This window comes from Curvibacter gracilis ATCC BAA-807, assembly GCF_000518645.1.
GTDB lineage: Bacteria > Pseudomonadota > Gammaproteobacteria > Burkholderiales > Burkholderiaceae_C > Curvibacter > Curvibacter gracilis.
The window spans coordinates 46,165-52,267 of record NZ_KI912468.1; the positions used below are offsets into that span (position 1 = coordinate 46,165).

The 6,103-nt window shown below is 72.3% G+C and carries 5 protein-coding genes; 2 read left to right on the forward strand and 3 right to left on the reverse strand.

Annotated elements, in window-relative coordinates:
* Nucleotides 1-10: 10 nt before the first annotated feature.
* Entirely contained in the window at nt 11-775 is a 765-nt protein-coding gene (locus tag L880_RS0130570) for a GntR family transcriptional regulator (protein WP_027478840.1), read from the reverse strand.
* A 164-nt stretch (nt 776-939) separates the two neighbouring features.
* Between L880_RS0130570 and L880_RS0130575 the strand changes: the two genes are divergently transcribed.
* Complete coding sequence (locus L880_RS0130575) at nt 940-2,334, forward strand: CoA transferase (RefSeq protein WP_051443726.1); 1,395 nt, start codon at nt 940-942, stop codon at nt 2,332-2,334.
* Between the two features lie 23 nt (nt 2,335-2,357).
* Nucleotides 2,358-3,602 carry a citrate synthase gene (locus L880_RS34020; protein ID WP_043331159.1) on the forward strand — a complete coding sequence of 415 codons (1,245 nt, stop codon included), beginning with the start codon at nt 2,358-2,360 and terminating at the stop codon, nt 3,600-3,602.
* 23 nt (nt 3,603-3,625) lie between these two features.
* On the opposite strand, the gene L880_RS0130585 is transcribed toward L880_RS34020, so the two are convergent.
* Both L880_RS0130585 and dbpA read right to left on the reverse strand, forming a co-directional pair.
* Nucleotides 3,626-4,390: an SDR family NAD(P)-dependent oxidoreductase gene (locus L880_RS0130585; RefSeq protein WP_084461785.1), complete on the reverse strand. Its 765-nt coding sequence runs from the start codon at nt 4,388-4,390 to the stop codon at nt 3,626-3,628.
* A complete protein-coding gene (gene dbpA / locus L880_RS0130590; RefSeq protein WP_027478843.1) occupies nt 4,387-5,802 on the reverse strand; it encodes an ATP-dependent RNA helicase DbpA in 1,416 nt (471 codons plus the stop codon). Before dbpA ends, L880_RS0130585 begins: the two co-directional genes overlap by 4 nt.
* Between the last annotated feature and the right edge of the window lie 301 nt (nt 5,803-6,103).

Consider the following 6,103-nt stretch of genomic DNA (forward strand, 5'->3'; position numbering starts at 1 on the left):
GGGGTTCGGATCAGGTCAGGGTCACGGTGTAGTGAAATGCGTGGGCATCGCCCCGGGTGCTGCGCCATTCGACACAGCGGCCGCTCAGGTCGTAGGCCTGGCGGGTCACCACCGCTGCCGGGTGGCCGGCGGGCAGCTCCAGCAGGCGGGCCTGGGCGGCGCCCAGCAGGCCGAAGCCGATGTCGTCGACGGCGCGCTGCACATGCACGCCGCACACCCGGGCGTACATGGGGTAGAGCAAGGCGTCCCAGTCGGCGCAGTCGCCTTGGGCCAGGGGCGCGAACAGGTCCATGGGCAGCCACAGGTCTTCCAGCAGGCAGGGCTGGGCGTCGATCAGGCGCAGGCGCTGCAGGCGCAGCACCGGCTCGCCCGGCGCCAGCCCCAAGGCCCGTGCGGCCGCCGCCGAAGCCGCCACCCGCTGGCGCGACACGATGCGCGAGGCCGGCACCACGCCCGCGTGCTCGCCAAAGCGGAAGAAGCGCAGCATCGAAGCGCCGGCAATGCCCTGACGCACAAAGGTGCCCTTGCCATGCACCCGCTCGATCAGGCCCTGCTCGGCCAGCAGCTCCAGGGCCCGGCGCAAGGTGCCCAGGGCCACGCCGTGCTCGGCCGCCAGCAGTTGCTCGGCCGGCAGGGCGCTGCCCGGCGGCCACTCGCCCGCCACCACCCGGCTGCGCAAGGCGGCGGCCAGGGCGCCATAACGGCTTTGCCCGGGCACCGGCGCCGCAGCGCTCACGCCGCCAGGGGGCACAACCTTCAGATGCTGCTTGTTCATTTTTTCATCAACTCATCTAGAGGACCAGAAGTCTAACCGAGTTTGAAAAATGCACTCTTGCGCGTTTCGGCCACCTGTTGAGGGTTGCCATCAATCTGTTCAAACCGCCCGGGGCCGGGCCCAATGGCAGCCATCAGCCCTTCTTGATCAACTCGATGCCCACCATGAGCCTCTCACCGGACACCTTCTTTCTGCAACAGATCTGGCAAGCGGCCGGCGGGGCACCCGCCGCCGTGGAGCGCGTTCGCTTCCAGGGCGAGGGGGCCCTGGCCTCGGTCTTCGAGGTCACCCCCCTGGCGGCGGCCTCGATGGCGGCCGCCGGCCTGGCCGCGGCCACGCTCGAACAGGTCTTGCACGGGCTGGACACCCCCCCGGTGGTGACGGTGGACCGGCGTCTGGCCTCGATGTGGTTTGCGCTGTCGGTGCGCCCCCAGGGCTGGGCCCTGCCCCCGGCCTGGGACGCCGTAGCAGGCGACTACCGCTGCGCCGATGGCTGGATCCGCCTGCACACCAATGCCCCGGCGCACCGGGCTGCCGCCCTGGCCGTGCTGGGCGTGCCGCCCGACCGCGCCGCCGTGGCGCAGGCCGTGCTGGCCTGGCCCGCCGAAGCCCTGGAGAGCGCCGTGGTGGCGCAAGGCGGCTGCGCCGCCGCCCTGCGCAGCACCCGCCAGTGGCAGGCCCACCCGCAGGGGCAGGCCGTGCGCGCCACACCGCTGCTGGAGCAACTGCCCGGCCTGCCCGCAGCAGCGCCAGGCTGGCTGCCAGTGCGCGGCCGCCCGCTGCAAGGGCTGCGGGTGCTCGACCTGACCCGCATCCTGGCCGGGCCGGTGGCCACCCGGCTGCTGGCCGCCCTGGGCGCCGAGGTGCTGCGCATCGACCCGCCCGGCTGGGACGAACCCTCGCTGGCGCCCGAGGTGACGGTGGGCAAGCGCTGCGCCCGGCTGGACCTGAAAAGCCCCGAGGGGCAGGCCCGCTTCCAGGCCCTGCTGCAGGGTGCCGACGTGCTGGTGCATGGCTACCGCAGCGATGCACTGGAGGCCCTGAGCCTGGGCGCCGCCCAACGCCAGGCCTGGCGCCCCGGGCTGGTCGATGTGTCGCTGGACGCCTATGGCTTCACCGGGCCGTGGGCGCAGCGACGCGGCTTCGACAGCCTGGTGCAGATGAGCACAGGCGTGGCCGATGCCGGCCGGCGCAGCCAGGGCGACGACACGGCCCCGGTGCCGCTGCCCGTGCAGGCCCTGGACCACGCCACCGGCTACCTGCTGGCCTGCGCCGCCTTGCGCGGCCTCACCCAGCGCCTGCAACACGGCCAGGGCAGCCTGTGGCGGGCCAGCCTGGCACGCACCGGGCAGTTGCTGCTGGAGCGCCCCAGCACCAGCCCAGCCGCCCCTCTGCCCCCCGAAACCGAAGCCGATTTCCTGCCCACGCTCGAAGCCACCGCCTGGGGCCCGGCGCGCCGCCTGCGACCCGCCCTGAGCATCGACGGCCTGGTGTTGCAGCACGCCCTGCCCGCAGCCCCCCTGGGCAGCTCGCCCGCACGCTGGCACGATGGCGGCTGACGCCATCACCCCCTGAGGAGCCCATGGGCTGGATCACCGCCGAACAGGCCCTGCACGTGCTGCAGGTGCGCCCGCAAACCCTGTATGCCCAGGTCAGCCGCCACGCCATCCGCAGCCGACCCGACCCGGCCGACCCGCGGCGCAGCCTGTACCACGCGCAGGACGTGCAGCAGCAGGCCGCGCGACGGGCCGGGCGCCGCCGTGACCAGGCGATTGCCGCCGCCACCATCCGCTGGGGCGACCCGGTGCTGGACACCGGCCTGTCCACGGTCAGCCAGGGGCGGCTGTGCTTTCGCGGGCGCGACGCGGTGGCCTGGTCGCACAGCGCCACGCTCGAAGAAGTGGCCGAACTGTTGTGGCAGGCCAGCCCGGCTTGGCCCCCGGCCACCCCACCACGCCGCCCATGCCGACCTGCGCCGGAGGCCCCTGCCCTGACCCGGGCCCTGCAGGCCCTGGCCGAACGCGCCGCGCACGACCCGGCCACCCTGGGCGCCCCAGCCGACACCCTGGCGCCCCAGGCCGCCTCGGTGCTGATGACGGTTGCCGAGGCCCTGATCGGCGACACCCCTGCCCCAGCCCTGGGCCACCCCCTGCACCTGCGCCTGGCGCGCCAATGGGGCTGCCCCCAGGCGGCCGAGCTCATCCGCCAGGCCCTGGTGCTGCTGGCCGACCATGAGCTGAACGCCTCCACCTTTGCCACCCGGGTCACGGCCTCGACCGGGGCCGCGCTGAGCGCCTGTGTGCTGAGCGGCCTGGCCACCCTGTCGGGCCCGCTGCATGGCGGCGCCGTGGCGCGCGTGCAGGCCCTGGTGGACACGGCCCTGGCGCACGGGGCCGAGGCGGCTTTGGCGCCCGCCCTGCAAAGCGGGCGCCTGTACCCGGCCTTCGGCCACCCGCTGTACCCCGAGGGCGATGTGCGCGCCCAGACCTTGCTGGCCAGCCTGATGGCCGCCAGCGGGCGGCTGCCGCCAGGCTTTGCCGAACTGCAGGCCCTGGCCCTGCAACGCGCCGGCGAACACCCTACCGTCGACTTCGCCCTGGCCGCCCTGGCCCGGCACCACGGCTGGCCGGCCGACGGCCCCTTCACCGTGTTTGCGCTGAGCCGCTGCGTGGGCTGGCTGGCCCACGCCATCGAGCAGGTGCAGCAGGGCGCACTGATCCGCCCCCGGGCCCGCTATGTGGGGCCACCCCTGGTCAAGCCACCCGAGGCGTCAGTGCCCAGCAATACCCACCCCACGCCGCGGCTGGTCAGCCGCTGGCATCCCTGAGCCGCGCCTTCGGGCCCCAGCCTCTACCAGGGAACGGTGCTGCCGTCGTAGGCCCGGAAGCCGCCGTTGTCGGCTGGCCCCAGGGCGGCCAGGGTGTCGAGCATCTCGGCGGCGGCCAGCTCGGGCGGGCGCACGCGCAGGCCCTGCTTGGCGAAGGGGCGCGACAGGCCGGTGTCCACCGTGCCGGGGTGCAGGGCCACGCACACCGCGTTGCGGTTGTGGCGGCGCAGCTCGATGGACGCGGTGCGCACCAGTTGGTTGAGGGCGGCCTTGGAGGCGCGGTAGCCGTACCAGCCGCCCAGGGCGTTGTCCTCGATGCTGCCCACGCGGGCCGACAAAAAGGCCGCCAGCACGGGGCCGCTGCGCGCCAGGTGCGGAAAGAAGTGCTTGATCAGCAGGGCCGGGCCGATGGCATTCACGGCAAAGGCCTGCTGCAGGTAGGTGGCATCCAGCTGGCGCCAGCTGCGCTCGGGCCCGCTGCCCTGCTGGTGCAGAAAACCGCTGGCCACCACCAGGGTGCGCAGGCTCTGGCCCTGCGCGGCGCACTGGGCGGCCAGGGTGTGGGCCGCGGCCTCGATGCTGGCCTCGTCCTGCAGGTCGATCACCAGATCATCGGCCAGGCTGTCTGCGCCCTTGGGGCCGCGCACCGACACCCTGACCGCAGCCTGCGGGTGGCGTGCGCGCAGGCCGGCCGCCAGGGCCGCCCCCACGCCGCCTTGCCCGCCCACCACCAGGGCGGCAGCGCCGGGCAGGCCCAGCGCAGGCAGGGTGCGGGCGACCGGGTTCAAGCCTCGTCGCCTTCGATCAGGCGCACCTTCACCACCTTGCCCTTGATGCGGCCGGCCGAGAGGCGGCGCACCGCTTCGCGGGCGATGGCGGCATCGACCGCCACATAGGTGCTGAACTCGTTGACGTTGATCTTGCCGATCTGTTCCTTGGCAAAGCCGGCCTCACCGGTCATGGCGCCCAGCACGTCGCCGGCACGGATCTTCTCCTTGCGCCCGCCCACGATCTGCAGCGTGGCCATGGGGGCCTTGAGCGGGCCCTTGCCGGTGGGGGTGAGGCTGTCCAGCGGCTGCCAGTCGGACTCGCGGCCCTGCATCTGCTCGATGCGGCCCACGTAGCCCATCTCGTCCATGCTGACCAGGGTCAGGGCCAGGCCCTCGGCGCCGGCACGGCCGGTGCGGCCGATGCGGTGCACATGCACCTCGGGGTCGGGGCTGACGTCGACGTTGATCACGGCCTGCAGGTTGGCCACATCGAGGCCGCGTGCGGCCACGTCGGTGGCCACCAGCACGGAGCAGCTGCGGTTGGCAAACTGGATCATCACCTGGTCGCGCTCGCGCTGCTCCAGCTCGCCATACAAGGCCAGGGCGCTGAAGCCCTGGCTTTGCAGCAGGCTGACCAGGTTGCGGCACTGCTGCTTGGTGTTGCAGAAGGCCAGGCTGGATTCGGGGCGGAAGTGGTTCAGCAACTGGGCCACGGCAGGCAGGCGCTGGGCGTTGGTGGCCTCGAAGTACAGCTGGCGGATGGTGTTGCTGTCGTGCTGGGCCTGCACCTTGACCTCTTTGGGCGCGCGCATGAATTGCGCAGCCAGGCGGTCGATGCCTTCAGGGTAGGTGGCCGAGAACAGCAGGGTCTGGCGCTGCGGTGGGCAGCGGCGCACCACCGAGGCGATGTCTTCGAAGAAGCCCATGTCGAGCATGCGGTCTGCCTCGTCGAGCACCAGGGTGTTGACGTGGTTGAGCAGCAGGCTGCCGCGGTCCAGGTGGTCCATGATGCGGCCGGGCGTGCCGACCACCACATGGGCGCCGTGCTGCAGGCTGAGGGTCTGGCCGCGCAGGGCCACGCCGCCGCACAGGGTGACCACCTTGATGTTGTCGACCGAGCGCGCCAGACGCCGGATCTCCTGCGTGACCTGATCGGCCAGCTCTCGCGTGGGGCACAGCACCAGGGCCTGCACGTCGAGCCGGCCGGCATCGAGCTTCTGCACCAGGGGCAGGCCGAAGGCGGCGGTCTTGCCGCTGCCGGTGCTGGCCTGGGCGATCAGGTCGTGACCGGCCAGGGTCAGGGGCAGGCTGGCGGCCTGGATGGGGGTCATGGCGGTGTAGCCGAGCTGCACCAGGTTTTGCAGGGCGGCGGGGGGCAGGCCCAGGGAGTCAAAGCCCTGGTTGCCCGGGGCGGGGGTTGAACTGTTCATTGGGGGATTATCCCGGCTATGGGGTTTGGGGGGGATTTGGCTGCTACTGCGCCTTGGCTGGGGGGCAAATGGCTTGTGTGCTTTGTCCACTTGCTTGTGGCTTTGTTGTGCCGCTTCGCTCTGGTCCCTTTGCGCTTCGTTTGGGGGCGGAGGCCGGGATTGCGCCCCGGCGGGCGCCTCACTTTCTTTGTCTCGCCAAAGAAAGTAAGCAAAGAAAGGCGACCCGACGTGCACGCCCTGCTGCGCAGGGTCCGCTGCGCTGCTCAACTTGGGCGGGGTCTCGCTAAACTCGCTGCGCTCA